The organism is Paenibacillus sp. G2S3 (genome assembly GCF_030123105.1).
GTDB lineage: Bacteria > Bacillota > Bacilli > Paenibacillales > Paenibacillaceae > Paenibacillus_AQ.
Genome location: NZ_CP126095.1, coordinates 1,712,576 through 1,728,823, shown reverse-complemented (window position 1 = coordinate 1,728,823; position 16,248 = coordinate 1,712,576). Strand labels below are relative to the sequence as shown.

The 16,248-nt window shown below is 42.5% G+C and carries 12 protein-coding genes; 5 read left to right on the top strand and 7 right to left on the bottom strand.

Translation table 11 applies throughout. From position 1 onward, the window contains the following. Nucleotides 1-63: 63 nt before the first annotated feature. Together QNH28_RS07600 and QNH28_RS07595 are read left to right on the top strand one after the other, a co-directional pair. Nucleotides 64-951, top strand: coding sequence for an ABC transporter ATP-binding protein (locus QNH28_RS07600; protein WP_283910838.1), 888 nt, complete (start codon nt 64-66; stop codon nt 949-951). Next, complete coding sequence (locus tag QNH28_RS07595) at nt 948-1,760, top strand: ABC transporter permease subunit (protein ID WP_283910837.1); 813 nt, start codon at nt 948-950, stop codon at nt 1,758-1,760. Before QNH28_RS07600 ends, QNH28_RS07595 begins: the two co-directional genes overlap by 4 nt. Nucleotides 1,761-1,856: 96 nt before the next feature. Here the strand turns inward: QNH28_RS07595 and QNH28_RS07590 are convergent, their stop codons facing one another. From QNH28_RS07590 to QNH28_RS07575, 4 genes are all read right to left on the bottom strand, one after another. Further along, a complete protein-coding gene (locus QNH28_RS07590; RefSeq protein WP_283910836.1) occupies nt 1,857-2,819 on the bottom strand; it encodes a glycoside hydrolase family 43 protein in 963 nt (320 codons plus the stop codon). A 102-nt stretch (nt 2,820-2,921) separates the two neighbouring features. Further along, entirely contained in the window at nt 2,922-3,833 is a 912-nt protein-coding gene (locus QNH28_RS07585; protein ID WP_283910835.1) for a carbohydrate ABC transporter permease, read from the bottom strand. Between the two features lie 54 nt (nt 3,834-3,887). After that, a complete protein-coding gene (locus tag QNH28_RS07580; RefSeq protein ID WP_042186039.1) occupies nt 3,888-4,766 on the bottom strand; it encodes a carbohydrate ABC transporter permease in 879 nt (292 codons plus the stop codon). Between the two features lie 79 nt (nt 4,767-4,845). Then, the gene (locus QNH28_RS07575) at nt 4,846-6,090 is read right to left on the bottom strand and encodes an extracellular solute-binding protein (protein ID WP_283910834.1); all 1,245 of its coding nucleotides are present in this window, start codon (nt 6,088-6,090) and stop codon (nt 4,846-4,848) included. Between the two features lie 276 nt (nt 6,091-6,366). Between QNH28_RS07575 and QNH28_RS07570 the strand changes: the two genes are divergently transcribed. The 3 genes from QNH28_RS07570 (at nt 6,367) to QNH28_RS07560 (ending at nt 13,582) form a co-directional block, all read left to right on the top strand. Beyond that, nucleotides 6,367-7,272 carry an ArsR/SmtB family transcription factor gene (locus tag QNH28_RS07570; protein WP_283912079.1) on the top strand — a complete coding sequence of 302 codons (906 nt, stop codon included), beginning with the start codon at nt 6,367-6,369 and terminating at the stop codon, nt 7,270-7,272. 463 nt (nt 7,273-7,735) lie between these two features. Beyond that, nucleotides 7,736-12,496, top strand: coding sequence for a LamG-like jellyroll fold domain-containing protein (locus tag QNH28_RS07565; protein WP_283910833.1), 4,761 nt, complete (start codon nt 7,736-7,738; stop codon nt 12,494-12,496). 171 nt (nt 12,497-12,667) lie between these two features. Continuing rightward, complete coding sequence (locus QNH28_RS07560) at nt 12,668-13,582, top strand: ArsR/SmtB family transcription factor (protein ID WP_060625294.1); 915 nt, start codon at nt 12,668-12,670, stop codon at nt 13,580-13,582. 60 nt (nt 13,583-13,642) lie between these two features. On the opposite strand, the gene QNH28_RS07555 is transcribed toward QNH28_RS07560, so the two are convergent. The 3 genes from QNH28_RS07555 to QNH28_RS07545 all read right to left on the bottom strand — a co-directional run bounded on the left by QNH28_RS07555 (nt 13,643) and on the right by QNH28_RS07545 (nt 16,240). Further along, the gene (locus QNH28_RS07555) at nt 13,643-13,915 is read right to left on the bottom strand and encodes a DUF6171 family protein (RefSeq protein ID WP_283910832.1); all 273 of its coding nucleotides are present in this window, start codon (nt 13,913-13,915) and stop codon (nt 13,643-13,645) included. Nucleotides 13,916-13,928: 13 nt separating this feature from the next. Next, nucleotides 13,929-15,425, bottom strand: a complete 1,497-nt coding sequence (locus QNH28_RS07550; RefSeq protein WP_283910831.1) for an alpha-N-arabinofuranosidase — start codon at nt 15,423-15,425, stop codon at nt 13,929-13,931. A gap of 107 nt (nt 15,426-15,532) precedes the next feature. Then, the gene (locus QNH28_RS07545) at nt 15,533-16,240 is read right to left on the bottom strand and encodes a DUF421 domain-containing protein (protein WP_283910830.1); all 708 of its coding nucleotides are present in this window, start codon (nt 16,238-16,240) and stop codon (nt 15,533-15,535) included. Nucleotides 16,241-16,248 lie beyond the last annotated feature (8 nt).

Genomic DNA, 16,248 nt, shown 5'->3' with positions numbered 1-16,248 from the left:
ATAATATAACATATGAAATATCTAATTAATAATAGTTCATTATTTTGTAGTGGGGGTGGCGGCATGCTTGTAGTTGAAGGCTTAACCAAACGTTTTTCGAATGGCAAGGGAATCGAAGATGTCACGTTTACCGTAAATAAAGGCGAGGTGTTTGGATTTCTGGGGCCTAACGGCGCAGGTAAATCAACGACTATAAGACATATCATGGGATTTATGAAGCCGGATCAAGGGTCTGCGAGCATCCATGGACTTGATATATGGAAAGCTCAGGGTACGGTCCAGAAGCATATCGGCTATCTACCCGGTGAAATCAACTTTTTTGACGGGATGACGGGTACTTCCTTCCTTAAGTTCATGTCTGGCATGCAAGGGATGAAGAACACTACTAAACGTGACCACCTGATTGAACGACTGCAATTTGATGCCGCAACTCCGATCCGCAAAATGTCAAAAGGAATGAAGCAAAAAGTTGGTATTGTCGCAGCTTTCATGCACAATCCTGAAGTTATCATTCTGGATGAACCTACCTCGGGTCTTGACCCGCTTATGCAAAAGGTATTTATAGATCTCGTATTGGAGGAAAAAGCAGCCGGAACCACATTTCTGATGTCCTCCCACAGCTTTCAAGAAATTGAGCGCACCTGTGACCGAGCTGCCATTATTAAAGACGGACGGATTATCACCGTAAAAAACATTCATGAACTACAATCGATGCAGCGGAAGCTGTTTGAGGTTGTTTTCACGAATCGTGAAGATGCAGAACAATTTGCCGCCTCCGGCCTGCAGGTCGAAGCTCGTGAAGGGAATATGGTCCGCATTGCCGTTCAGGGCAATTATGATCGATTCATTCAAGAGACCGGAAGATACAATATCCGCAGTATCGATGTGTTCACGCAGAATCTTGAGGACATTTTCATGGACTATTATGACCGTGAGGGGGTCGTGCAATGAATCTTTCACTCTACAAAGAAATGATGAGGGTAAACCTCAAAGGCATTATGAATTACGCCTTCGGTTCTGCCTTCTATATTCTGTTTATGATCTGGCTATATCCCGGGATCGCCGGAAGTACACAAGCCATTGATGACCTCATTAAAGCTATGCCGGAAGGTGTGGGTAAGGCCTTTGGGTTAAACAGCGGCTTCACCAGTGCTGAAGCCTTTATCTCTGGAGAATATTATGGACTTATTCTGGTACTGATTCTATCCATTGTATGTGTACAAATGTCCACGCAGCTCATGGCCCGGCTCGTGGATCGCGGCTCTATGGCTTATCTGCTTATAACACCAACTACGCGGAGAAAAGTAGCTACCACGCAGGTGCTTGTACTCACGACAGCTTTGCTTCTGATTATGGGTGTAACCACCCTCGCTGGATTATTAGGTAAAGCATGGTTCCTCGGCAGTGAATACGAATTTAACAGCGGCCGATTTGTTCAGCTGAATACCGTAGCCTTTTTATTGTTTTTTGCCGTTGGGGGACTTACTTTTCTTGTTTCCTCGGTATGTAATGATGAAAAAAAAGCGCTTGGGATTTCCGGCGCCATCACCTTCGGATTCTTCACTCTGGATCTGCTAGGTAAAATAAGCGATAAGCTGGAAGGGTTACGTTACCTGACCCTATTCTCCTTCTATCAGCCCGGTAAAATCGTTCAAGGCAACGTGGAGATTATTCAGGTTTCTAGTTGGTTACTGTTGATCGGTGTCCTCGCTTTTGCCTTAGGAATCGAGCTGTTCAAACGACGGGATCTTTCATTATAAGAAAAGGGACGCTCCGATAGCATGTCGCTACTGAAGCGTCCCCCTTTATTAATAGAAGAATATAATAAGCTTCTTCACACTAAAGAAGCAATTATTTTAAGATTTCGTATCCGGTCTAGGGACACCAAAGTTTGGCGTTCCATCTTCATTCCACTGGATCACTTGCACACGCGCGTGCCGATTAGGATCATATAACGGATCTCCTACAATTTCCTTATAGCTTCTTGCATGGAACACTAGGATATCCTGTGTGCCATCTTCTGAGACTGTAAAGCTATTATGTCCCGGACCATATTGACCGTTTTCTTCAGAAGTCGTAAACACGGGTTCTGGTGTTTTGACCCATGATTTCGGATCCATTAAATCACTATTCTCATCAGCGGTTAACAACCCCATACAATAGTTATGATTGGTTGCACTTGCTGAGAAAGTCATGAAAATACGTCCATTACGCTTAAGAACTGCCGCACCTTCATTCACCAAGAATCCGATTTTTTCCCATTCATATTCAGGCGTGGTAATGCACACCTGTTCTCCTTTTAATGTCCAAGGATTGGCCATTTCAGAGATATACATATTAGAATTTCCAGGGATATCAGGATCCTTTTGTGCCCAAACGTAGTATCTAACCCCTTTGTGTTCGAAAGTCGTTGCATCCAGGGCAAAGGATTCCCATTTCGTTTTGATTTGACCCTTTTCCACCCATTCACCTTCCAAAGGATTTGCGGATGAATTTTCTATGGCGAACATGCGATGGTCAAACAAGCCATCTTTCGTATCAGAGGTATGTGCAGCCGCAAAATATACGTACCATTTTCCATCAATATAGTGAATCTCAGGTGCCCAAATGTTGGCGCTCATTAATCCTGTTTCATGCTTAACCCAAATTGTCTTCCCCTCAGCCTCAGCTAATCCCTGAATGGACTCAGAACGACGAAGTTCGATTCTATCGTACTCTGGAACTGATGCTATGAAATAGTAATATCCATCTGTATGTTTATAGATCCAAGGATCTGCTCTTTGCTCAATAAGTGGATTTTTGGCATTGAATTCTCTCATGATGACAACTCCTATATCTCTCTTTTTTAAAATTTTATGGGTCACCAAAACACACCCTTCCTTATAAGAAGGCAAGGTGTATTTAAGCTATGTTCATTTGATCTACCCTTTTATACCTGAATTCAAGTTAATAGATTGAACGAAGTATTTTTGAGCAAATATAAATAGCAGCAAGGTTGGAATAATCGCCAAGATCGCCGATCCCATTAATTGCCCGATCATACGATAGTTTCCGTAGATATCTTGAAGTAAGAGCAAACCAGCTGTAACCGGCATTTTGTCTACATCTGTGTAAACGATAACCGGCCAGAGGAAGTCATTCCAAGATCCCGTAAAAGAGAATAATCCGCAAACTATCAGAATCGGCTTCACTAACGGCAATATAATTTGTGCGAAAATTCTAAAGTCACTAGCACCATCAACCTTTGCAGACTCATCTAATTCTTTTGGAATACCGTTCATAAACTGTCTGACCAAGAAGATATTCCCCATACCCGCAAGACCAGGAATAATCATTGCCCAAGAAGTATTCACCCAACCAAAGGAATCGATAATTTTATAAGAAGGAATCAAGTTAACAACACCGGGGAAGAAGGAAATCCCTAGCAAAGTAAAGAACAGTGTGTCTCTTCCTTTAAAGTTAATACGGGTATAACCAAAGCCTGTAATCGAAATCACAATAACCACCAGGATCGTGTGGGTTGTAGCAATAAACAATGAATTGCCTAACCAACGTAGAATCGGGGCTGTAGAAGTATTGTTCAGAATCGTAACATAGTTCTCAAAAACCCATGTTTCAGGAAACAGTCTAAAGCCTGAGGAAACCACTTCCGTTTGTGATCTAAAAGACGTGGAAATCCCGAATATAACTGGAATAATCCAAATCACACAAAGGATAATCAAAAAAGCATATGATACATATTTTGAAATGCTAACATTGGATGATCCTTTTACTTTGCCTGTTCTGTTTACAACTGGACGATTATCTAGGCCATTTACCGCCTGATTTGACATTTTAGTACACCTACCTTTTCCATTTCCTTGTTAATCAATTAGTTTCCGAGAACCTTATGTAGCATTTCGGTTCATTACATAATATTGCAGCGCTGAGATCACCAAGATCACTAATCCCAATAACACTGCCATCGCCGATGCCATCCCTGCAATGGATTCACCGTTACCGAAAGCTAATTGACGAATATACATCATGAGTACGTGTGTACTTTGTCGAGGCCCGCCATCGGTCATCATTAACGGTTGGCCGAATACATTGAAGGCTCCAGCAGTTGTCATAACAAAGGTATAGATTAATGGAAAACGAATAGATGGCAAGGTAATACTTGTGAATCTTTTAATTGAACCCGCACCATCAAGCTCGGCCGATTCATATAACTCTTGCGCAACGCCACTTAAGGAAGCACGATAAATAATCATGTTGCCCCCAATACCACCCCATAGTGTGATTACAATGATGATAATCCACGCATACGGCTGATTTGCAGGCCAAGCAATTTGTGATCCAAACAAGTTCCCGGTAATCCCTAGTTGCTTATTAAAGATCAAAAGCCAGATTAGTGCAGCCGCAGAAATTGAAATCAAGCCTGGAATATAGAGAATAGATTGAATTAAGCTCTTCATTTTAACTTTTTTATGTTCCAGTGCAACAGCGACCATTAATGGGATAACTATTAATAATGGAACAGAGAGACCCACAAAGATCAACGTATTTTTCAGACCTCTGAAAAATTGAGTATGAAACGTTGATTTGCCATCAAAAAGAATAGCCTTATAGTTATCAAAGCCTACCCAAACTGGATCACTCATTAAATTCCACTTTGTAAATGAAGCATAAATCCCATAAATCGTTGGCAATAAAATGAAGACTGCAAACAAAATGACGTGCGGACCTACAAAGAAGGCAGGTGCCCAATTTATTTTCTTTTTCATAGGATTTCATTTCTCCTTTTGCACAAAGTAATGCACCAATGTACGGCACATTACTTCGTACAATCTATTCTATTTCGCTTTATTTCGCTGCACTGCTGCTTTCCGCGATCTTATCTTCTACAAACTTCTGCATAGTTGCCAAGGTCTCATCTAGATCGACGTTACCGCGAACGATATCTGCGCAATAAGTATCTACTGCTTCCGCAATGTATGGGTAGTATTGATATGTGTAAATGTAAAGGGATTCAATTTCTTTTTCATTAGAAGTAAAGAAGGATTGCATGTAGTTTTGGTATTCCGGGCTTTGGTTAACTACGTTACTTGCTACGTTTTGACCAGCTTTTGCCCATTCCATTGAGTTTGTACGTACATATTCCAAGAAGTTAGCAATACCTACTTCTTTTTCATCTGTTCTCTTGTCGTTCTTAAGCATAGCGAACAAGTGAGAAGAAGATCTATTCGTGAATTTATCAGCGGTTGGAGAATAAATGTTAGTCACACCAAAGTTCAAGCCTTCAACTCCTGCATGTGCTGTAGAGCTCCAAGTTCCGTCTGTGGAGAAGAGTACGTTTTGGGATTGGAACATCAAGTAACCGTCTTCACCAAATGGTGTCATTAAACCAGCATCAGCAATTTTCTTAACGTCTTCAAAGGCTTGTTTAAATACTGGGGAATTAACAGCGGGTTTGCCATCCACCTGAATATCTCCGCCCAAGTTTTGAATCTGAGCCAGGATAACCCATCCGAGCAAGGCATCATTAACTACATAGTCGCCTTCATCCAATTTACCTTTTAAGGAGAGCATTTCATCAATCGTAACAACGTTATCATCCAAGAAAGATTCCGCATTATATTTCTTGAGCAAATCTTTATTGTAATACATTACATTACTGTGGATATCCAGAGGTACTGTGTATTGCGTTCCGTCGATATTACCCGTGTTCCAAGCTTGTGGTAAGTAATTCTCAGCTTTTAGTTCAGGCTGTGCTGGCAATACGGTATCTTGCATGGGTTCTAAGACACCTTGCTTAACAAACCCAGGAACACGGTCAGCGTGGATAATTGCTAAATCAGGAACACCTTTCTTGGAAGCCAAAACGGTAGAAATTTTTGTATACATATCAGCTGTAATAACGTGCTTCACTTTAATCTCTGGATTCGTTGCATTGTAGTCTTTAACGATTTGATCCATATAAGCACCATCATCACCGGTCAGTGGTGTCCAGAACGTAATCGTCTTACTATCATCTTTACCACCACATCCTGCTAACACTGTCGTTAACATTAGAACCGTTGCTAATACTACTCCAAATTTCTTTTTCATTACTCTCTCCCCCTGCAGCTGTAATGTTATGATAATCATTCACGTTAAGTTTCATGGAAATGATTAACTTAGGATTAGTATACATTCGCCCTGAAAGCGTAGTCAATAACTTTTTAATAAACTTTGCAGATTATTTTCTCAACTTAGTTAACCTTTTGATTCATCAATTAGAAATGAAAGCGATACTTTATTTACTTCAGTTATCTTTCGTGTTACTTTATATATAGATTAATAAACTTTACAGTATATGAAATTACTTTGAAAGAAGTGGATAAAATGCAATTGGAAATAGACAAGTCCTCTCTCATTGTTTACGAAGCCTTGGCAAGTGAAGTACGAATAAAAATCATTCAGTTACTCTCCAAAAATAAGATGAACATCAAAGATTTGGCAGAAGAACTTAAAATAAGCAGTCCTATCGTAACAAAACACATCAAAAAGTTAGAAGACGCAGGAATCATAAAAACAGAAAAAGTCCCTGGTAAATCAGGAATGCAAAAAATCTCAATTCTTAGAGTCGATCATATTGAGATTAACTTCCCTAAAAAAATCTTTCATTCCTTTGCCTCCTATGAGACATCCGTGCCGATTGGTCATTATACGGATTATGATCTGAAGCCTACATGCGGACTTGCCACAGAGAAAGAGTTTATCGGCAGAGTAGACGAACCTAAGTATTTCATGGATTCCAAAAGAGTCGATGCAGAGATTCTGTGGTTTACCCAAGGTTATGTTCAATACAATATTGCGAATTTTCTAAAAAAAGATGAAACCTTGCAGCAATTCGAAATTAGCTTAGAGCTTTCTTCCGAATTCCCGTTTGCTAATGATGTATGGCCTTCAGACATCACTTTCTCCTTAAATGGATTGGAATTAGGAACTTGGACAAGTCCTGGGGATTTTGCGGATGCAAGAGGGAAATTCACACCAGAATGGTGGCCGCACAATATTAACCAATACGGATTACTAAAAACAATTAGGATTACCAATCACAATGGAACATACATTGACGGTGACCCACTGTCATCCGTTTCAATTGAGGATTTAGATACAGATTGTGACCGCTGGACTTTCCGGATCGAAGTAAAAGAAGATGCAAAACACGTCGGAGGCGCAACCATTTTCGGAAAGAAATTCGGAAATCATAATCAAGATATCATTTTCAAAATGTATTATCTTTAAAAATCTCCTAGTATATCCACGCAGCAAGGTTGGTTCTTTCTTGGGGGCGAACAACTAATTAATTTTCATCCTTCCTTAGCTCCCCCCTATCTATGCTGTGAAATGAACCAGTTATCACTTTCTCCTATCAATCTCTATATCGCCCTCATCCCCCACCTTATTTCACTTTCCACAACTCCAGCAGTAATCTCCAGTACTCCATCTGCTATGTAAAAACTCAAATGACTTTTATTAATAAAAATATAAAAAGATTTATTATTTTATAAATTTCTATTTGACTATATGCTAATACCATGCTTAAAATGAGATCAATATAAAACGTTTTCCACGTTATGGTTTGTATAAATATAAAACAAATCCATTTTCATTTGTGAAAAACGTTTTTTTAGTAGTTCTATTGTAAGCGTTTTACATTTTTCGCACCGCCGCAATCTCTAATCAATAGAATCGGAGGATCATGAATTTGAGGAAAACAACTCGTAAACTAACCGCTTCACTTCTTGCACTCACACTGCTAGTACCCGCACCTTTAATTTCAGCAGCTTCTGCAAGTGATTCCAAAGCGACCGTGCAATCCACACAACAACAGGCTGTCGATTATATGGGCCACTGGGCACAAAAAGATTTTCAATCCTGGGTGAATAAGGGCTTAATTTCAGGCTATGGGAATGGAATTTACAAACCGAATCAAGAGATCACCCGCGCAGAATGGGTCATATTGATCAATCGGGTCTTTAATTTGCAGGAAAAATCAAACATTGCCTTCACGGATGTACTGGAAACAGGCGCTTATTACAGCGATATCCAGAAAGCGGCAGCGGCAGGATATGTATCAGGATATAGTGATGGCACTTTCCGACCAGATCAGGTAGTAAGTCGTCAAGAAGCCGCGGTTATGCTGCACAGACTATTCCAGCTTAATTCTTCTGCAAATACCTCTGCACCAAAAGACGTTGAAGCCTTACCTTCATGGAGCCAAGAAGCTGTATTATCTTTATTTGGTGAAGGTTATTTGAATGGTTATAGTGACGGCAGCTTTAAAGGCGCAAAGGCCGTAACAAGAGCGGAAGCACTGCGCATGATTGAGACGTTGGGCGGGGAAATCACTTCTAAGAGTGGGATTTATACGGGGATTACCACTCGAAATATGGTTATTAGTAGCCCGGGTGTTGAGTTGAACAACTCCACCATCTCCGGAAACCTGTACCTTACCGAAGGTATTGCAGAAGGCGATATTACGCTAAATAACGTCACTGTTAAAGGAACAGTATACGTATCCGGCGGCGGCGAAAATAGTATCGTACTTAGCAACTCTAATGCAGCCGACATGGTCGTAGATAAGCATAATGGGATGCTCCGCGTCGTTACTAAAGGAACAAGTGCCGTACCAAGCGTACGTGTACATTCCGGTGTAACGCTTGAAGAAGATGCTACTTTGACGGGAGCAGGCTTCGGTCGGGTTATTATCGAGAATACGCTCCCTAACGATTCAATCATCAACCTGAGAGGAAACTTTGATTCTGCTGAGGTACGAGCGTTAGGAGTACCTACACTACATTTAGCTGCAGGCAATATTACTGAAGTTACTTTGAACCAATTAGCCAAGCTGCGTGTAGATGCTGGTGCAGCAATCAAGAATCTTATCCTTGGCATAAACGATATAATTACTATCCAAGGCACTGGGAAGGTTGGCTTTGACAGTAAATACAATAACCTAATCAAATTTGAAACGCCTACTCCGACAGCTACGGCAACGTCTGGTTCTGGTGGATCAGGTTCTGGTGAATCTGACGGCGGTGCTGTTGCTACACCTACTCCTACTCCTACTCCTACTCCTACTCCTACGGCTACAGCGACTCCTACCGCAACGCCGAGTCCGGGAGCTACGGCACCAGCACTCACCAATGTCTCTGTACATGATCCATCGGTGGCTGTAGACAAAGGAACGTATTATGTATTCGGGTCTCATATCGACGCGGCCAAATCGGATGATCTGCTGAACTGGACTCGTTTCACAAATGGGTACACAACACCGGGCAACGTACTCTTTGGTGATCTTTCCGCGAATCTGGCAGAATCCTTTAAATGGGCTGGTGAGAACGATTCTGACAGTAAAGGTGGATTCTCCATATGGGCTCCAGACGTTTTCTGGAATGATGATTATAAGAATGCGGACGGAACCACTGGCGCTTATATGATGTATTACAGTGCTTCTTCCACTTACATCCGCTCAGCGATCGGCTTTGCCACTTCGCAAAATATTGAAGGTCCTTACACCTATGGAAATACCGTAATTTATTCCGGTTTCACCAAGGAAGAGGATTACGATACAAACAGCAAAATCAATAAAAAATGGACCAACACTAATATTCAGAAGCTTATTGATAACGGAACATTAGAAGGTGCCAGCCCCGATTGGTTTGACGCAGGCGGTTCTTATAAGAACAAAATGTATACAAATGCAATTGACCCGACGTTATTCTACGATAAAGATGGCAAGCTGTGGATGACTTATGGATCATGGTCAGGCGGCATATTTATTCTAGAAATCGATCCAGCTACCGGCGAGCCTAAATATCCGGGTAAAGATGGTAAGACCGCTGATGGACGTCTAATTGACCGATATTTCGGTACCCATATTTCAGGCGGTATGACCAAATCGGGTGAAGGCCCATATATCGTTTACGACAAGAATACAGGTTACTACTTCTTGTATGTAACTTATGGAGGACTAGCGTCCGACGGTGGTTACAACATGCGGCAATTCCGTTCAACAAATCCGGACGGCCCTTATGTGGATGCTGCCGGACAGAGCGCAGTACTCGCAACAAGCACTGACCATTCAGCGATTGGCAACAAAGTGCTCGGGAACTTCATGTTCACCAATCTGAATAGTGATCCTGAATTCCAAACCTACGGCTATGTAGCATCAGGCCATAATTCAGTAAATTACGACGAAGGGACCGGTAAAATCTTCAACTTCTTCCACACTCGTTTCCCGCAGCGTGGCGAAACACATGAGCTTCGTGTGCATCAAATGTTCACAAACGAAGATGGATGGCCAATCACTTCACCTCACCGTTTCACAGGTGAAACGATCACAGCTGTTAAGGTGGAAGATGTTGCCAACGCTTATCAGTTCGTGAATCATGGGAAAGATACTTCTGCTAAAATCAAATCTACAGCAGATATCGAACTGCGCAGTGATGGAACCATTACAGGATCCGTAACCGGTTCTTGGGAGCTAAAAGGAGAGTATTACGCTGACCTACTCCTCAATGAAACAGAAAACGGAGCTACAGTACAAAATCTCTACAAAGGTGTATTCGTGAAGCAATGGGATTCCTCTCGTCAGAGCAATGTTATGACTTTCACAGCCATGTCCAATAAGGGTGTTACCGTCTGGGGCAGCCAAATTGAACTGCTGAGCACGGATCAAATTGTATCCAATATTAAAGATAGCTTAAGCTTGGGTAACACAAGTAAAGTATACAAAAATCTTACGCTCCCAACTGAGGCTGTAAGAGGTACCGTAATTACATGGTCATCTTCCAATGAAGCCGTAGTAGGAAACGATGGTTCAGTTACTCGTCCTGAAAAAGGACCCGGAAACGCAACTGTTGAACTTACTGCTACGATTGCACTGGGTGAGTCTGTTGCAACTAAAACCTTTACTATCGTTGTAATGGAACTGACCGGCAATGTGCTGGAAGACGGTTTGGTGGCCGCGTATGATTTTGAAGGAGATCTTTCAGAGAACGGAGATCGTACGGATAAGGGTACAATTACCGGCAATCGGATTAATAATACTGGTGGGAACATCACCTATGAGACAGGTGAAGTTGGTCTTGCAGCTAAATTCGACGGTAGCTCCGGTATTCGCCTGCCAAATGGTTTGATTAAAGGCAACACCTACACAGTAGGCATGTGGCTTAACCCACAAGAATTGACTCCATTCACTACAGCCTTCTTTGGTGCTACAACAGATACGAATTGGATTAGTCTCTTGCCTTATGGAAACGGTGGAGCTACTACCCGGATGTGGTTTGGTAGCCAAACCTTCCACGATGCAGAAGCCGGCATGCAGATTCCAGTTAACCAATGGTCGCATATAGCTTTCACTTACGATGCCGGGACTGTGAAGCTCTATGTAAACGGAGTATTGAAGTACACTGGAAAAGGATTTACGGATGTATTTGACAGCGCGGATGCAGTATTCGCCCTGGGTGTTAACTATTGGGATATCCCTTACAAAGGGCTGATTGATAACCTGCGTGTTTACGAAAGTGCACTTTCCGCTGAAGCTGTAGACTTGCTAGTAAACGGTGAGCCTGACAGCAATGTTAAAGTAAGTACGATATCTATAAGTGATGCAGAAATGGATGTGGCTGTAGGGAATATCTTTACTCCTCAAGTAAAAGTAATGCCTACCAATGCCGGAAATAAGAATCTTACTTGGAGTTCTAGTGATCCTAGCGCCGTTTCAGTTGATGCTACAACCGGAACCGTAACAGCACTAACGGTCGGTGGCGAAGCAGTGATTACTGCTACTGCTACTGATGGTAGTGGTGTCTCAGCAGACTATAAGGTAACAGTTACGGATGGAAAAGTAGCCTATTATGCTTTTGATGGAAACCTTGATGACTCCCTCCAGTTGGTCGGTACTGGCCAGGTTACGGGAATAAAAATCGAGTCACCAACTGTAGGTAACATCACTTACGGTAGCGGTATCACTAATCAAGCAGCAGTATTTGACGGTGTTTCCGGGATCCGGTTACCTAATGGATTAATTAACAGTAATACCTATACCGTATCTATGTGGTTAAACCCTGAGCAGCTTACTGATGCAACGACAACTTTCTTCGGTGCTGCTTCGATAAACAGCTGGATCAGCTTCGTTCCACAGAACGGCGGAGGTAAAACCCTGCTATGGTCTGGCGAGGCATGGTATGATGCTGTTTCCGCTATGAAGATTCCAGAAAATAAATGGACGTATGTAGCGTTTACGGTCAACAACGGTACCGTGAAGGTATACCTCGACGGAGTTGAGCAATTCTCTGGTGAGGGCTTCCCGAATGTGTTTAAGAGCAAGAATGGTGTATTCGCTCTGGGCGTCAACTATTGGGATGCACCTTACAAGGGAATGGTTGATGAACTGAAGATTTACAGCAGAGCACTCAAATCAGACGAAATACTGACAGAGTATAACTCGAATGTAAATTAAGAGAATCATCATTTCGAAAGAGAGCGGAGCCTCAGGCTCCGTTCTTTTTTCTCGAATCAGGCGCTCCATGTGAAAGAGCATCCAGAAAATTTCTCATCTTCGTATTGTAAAACAAGCATTTAAATAATATAATCATTAACTATACGTCTTGAACTAAATTGGAGGCCATCAATGAAACTTGACCTGTCGGAAGAATCCCTTCCCGTCTACGAAGCTTTAGCCAGTTCAGTTCGTCTGCACCTGCTGCGCTTGCTTGCCGAGAATCCAATGAATGTCAAGGAATTGGCTGCTGCGGTAAATTTGAGCAGCGCCATTATGACTATGCATGTGCGTAAGCTGGAAGCGGCAGGACTTATCCAGACACATATGGCACCTGGACGAAGTGGTCTGCAAAAGATCTGTACGCTGGCTGCTGAAAGTGCCGAAATCACCTTCCCAGGCAGACAAATCAATGAGCGCAAAAGCTACCGCAAGGAGATTCCTGTTGGACATTATTCCGACTTCCTAATCGAGCCTACCTGCGGTCTTGCCACTACAGAACAAGTGATTGGCAGCTTTGATGATCCCCGTTATTTCTGGGATCTCGAACGTATGAATGCTGGCATTCTCTGGTTCGGCAAAGGATATATCGAATATAAAATCCCTAACTTCCTTCTCTCCAGTCAACAGCCCGAGGAGCTAATCATTACGATGGAGATTGCCTCCGAAGCGCCTTCCATTAATAATAATTGGCCCTCCGACATCACTTTCACACTGAACGGAGTGCAGCTTGGATTCTGGACAAGTCCCGGTGACTACGGAGATAGACGTGGTAAATACACGCCAGCTTGGTGGCCAGCACTCACGAATCAATACGGCCTTCTTAAGCAGCTGCGCATTACACCTAAAGGCACGTTTATGGACGGCCTGAAACTGTCCGACGTTACGCTGGATCAAGTGAACATTCGCAACAAGCAATGGACTTTCAAGCTTTCCGTCGATGAAGAGGCCGAGCATATTGGCGGCATTACCCTTTTTGGCAAAGGCTTTGGCAACTATAACGACGATCTAATCGTTGAGCTGTTCTATACAGATACTCATGAATAAAGCCGCATTCATCTCCCACTTGGAGAGTCGAATGCGGCTCTTATTTTACCTTATTTCATGTTAAATGAAGGATCCCCATAATCCGCCACCAGGCAGTGGACAGGCACGTTCCTTAAGCTTAGCTACAACAGGAATAATGCAGCCACAAGCGACGCAAGTCACACCCTCATGCAGCTTAGGGCAAGTTCCACAAAGAGAAATCCGTTCAGCGTAAACTTCATCTGGAACACAAAGCTCTGTCTTAAACATGGATGATGACAGGATACGCTCTATCTGTGCTTCGGTAACCTTATAATCGTCTCGACACCCCTTGCATGCAGATGTTGTTGACATGATAACACCCACCTTATGCCTTCGGCGTAATCTCCAGCACAGTTACTGACATTGGAGCCAGCTCTACATTAAGAAAATCGCCTTCAAGTGTAAAGGCTGTAAAAGCTTGCGGTACGACAGCATCTGGCTGACTAAATGTATTATGAGCATCTATCTTGTTACCTGTGAGCGTAGTGCCAGTCACTTCAACCTTCTGCCCGGATAGACCACGAAGCTCGAGAGGCACAGTAGCTGATGCAGCGTGATTCAAGTTGCAAAGACTGACATGAATGATGCCAGCGTCTGTTACGGAAGCTGAAGCAGATACTTCAGGAATCTCGCGACCCTCAAAGCTATAAGTCCCACTATCGATTGTTAAATCCAACAACTCAGCATCCTGATGGACTTTAAACATATTAAATACATGATAGGTAGGCGTTAGCAGCATTTTTTCTCCTTCAGTTAAAATCACCGCTTGAAGCACGTTAATGGTCTGCGCAATATTTGCCATCCTTACCCGATCACTGTGTTTATGGAAAATATTCAGGGTCACGCCAGCTACAAGAGCATCCCGAATCGAATTCTGTTGATATAGGAATCCTGGGTTCGTACCTGGCTCAACATCATACCAAGTTCCCCATTCGTCAACGATAAGGCCTACTCTTTTATCTGGGTCATATTTGTCCATAATAACGCCATGTTTAGTAATCAGCTCATCCATGCGGAGGGCCTTCTCTAAAGTGCTAAACCATTCGCTAGTTTCAAAGCCTGTTGCTGCCCCTTTATTCTCCCACGCTGGACCAGGAATCGTATAATAATGAAGGGTAATCGAGTCCATAAAGCGTGTAGCCTCACGCATCAGAACTTCCATCCAGTGATAATCATCCACGTTAGGACCACAAGCGATCCGGTGAATACGATTGTCCCCATAATTACGTACATACGTTTGATATTGGCGATAGAGATCTGCATAATATTCTGGACGCATATTCCCGCCGCAGCCCCAGTTCTCATTACCGACGCCAAAATAAGTGACAGCCCAAGGCTCTTGATGACCATTCTGCTGGCGAAGCTCAGACATCGGTGAGACACCGCCAAAGGTTAAATACTCTACCCATTCGGACATCTCTTGAACCGTTCCACTTCCCACATTACCATTGATATAAGGCTCACATTCCAGCATCTCACATAATTCCATAAATTCATGTGTACCAAAATGGTTATTCTCAACCGTGCCGCCCCAATGCGTATTGATCATGCGCTTACGAACTTCGCGATCACCAATACCATCTTTCCAATGATATTCATCTGCAAAACATCCACCCGGCCAGCGGAGTACTGGAATTTGTATTTCTTTAAGCGCTTTCACAACATCATTACGAATACCGTTAGTGTTAGGAATCGGTGAATCTTCTCCGACCCAAATGCCTTCATAAATACAACGTCCTAGATGCTCAGAGAAATGTCCGTAAATATTTTTGCTTATCGTACCTTTGCGAATGTCTGTGTTAAGGATTGCGCGATCTGCCATGAATAAATTCCGCCCTTCAACATTTATATTTTTATTAACTAATTAATAATTATACAAACATTATAGAGCGGTCCTCAGCGATCCGTCAATCTCCAATATGAATGAATCTATTCTTTATCAATCGGTTTGTTTATCCCGTCTTCATAATAATCAAAAACAAGCTGCTGCTGCGTTCCTCTTACCCCGTAAAATACGTCGGAGATCCCTTTCCCCTTTCGCCTTAATTCGTTCTCCAGCCATTCTTTAGTCAGTCCATTCTCTTTAAGATTATTTTCCATTAGTATTCCATCCATAATTAATTCAACGGGAAAGCTCTGAGAGACCGAATGAAGCTTCAAATCTTTTCGGGTAACATATTGGTATTCTTGTTTCTTTAATACAGACACCATTCCGTTATCCTCTAGCACGGCGTACTCTATTACCTCTAGATTAAAAATCTCCTTTTCCCTCATTGCCTGATCCAAAGAGTCCAACGAATACCTTACCTTTTTCATATTCCCTTCAAGAATTTTCCCGTTTTCGATAAGTACCGTGGGTGATCCTGAGATCCAGCTTCTCATTCTACGACTCTTTATAGCGATGATAGACAGCAGAAAGGATGTAGCTGTGATAACAATAAGCGCCACGATCATATATGACGACTTCAGGTCTTTATTAAAAGCCAGGTTTGCCGCAAGCGATCCTAATATAATGCCTGTCACGAAATCATGAAACGTCAAATTAGAAATCGTTTGTTTACCCAATATCTTAGCTATCACAAGCAGCATGATCATAGCGACCACAGTACGAAGCACAATATCCATATGCGCCTGCATCTCTAATG